This window comes from Gilvimarinus sp. 1_MG-2023 (genome assembly GCF_030548285.1).
In genome coordinates, this window is sequence record NZ_JAUOSC010000325.1 from 1 (window position 1) to 374 (window position 374).

1 pseudogene is annotated in these 374 nt (G+C 51.1%); it reads right to left on the bottom strand.

Annotated features, from left to right (window positions below):
- Positions 1–248, bottom strand: a pseudogene (locus Q4563_RS17010) (type IV pili twitching motility protein PilT); the annotation flags it as partial.
- Positions 249–374: the final 126 nt, after the last annotated feature.

The window sequence follows — 374 nt, forward strand, 5'->3', positions numbered from 1 at the left end:
GCCCGGAACCGCCCGATTCCTCGAGCGTTGATCGCAAAGTTGAGTTCCTTGGTACTTTCAAACTCATCCTGCTGCTTGCTGTTCATCAAACCCAGAACAATATCCCGGGTCTGTTCAGCGGCTAACGGCGATTTGCTCAGTGGCAAAATCTGGCCGTTGACCTTCTTCGATGGGGCAACACCGGCTGTAATAAACAGATCCGACGCGCCTTTATCGACCATCAAACGTAAAAACTTGTCCATCGACATAACAGCTTACTCCATGTCGTCACAATACTCCGGCCTAGAAAGCATCCGGGTTTTTGGCTTTTTCCTGCGCAGCTTCACGGGAAATCAGACCACGTGACAGCAAGGTTTTGAGCGACTGGTCCATGG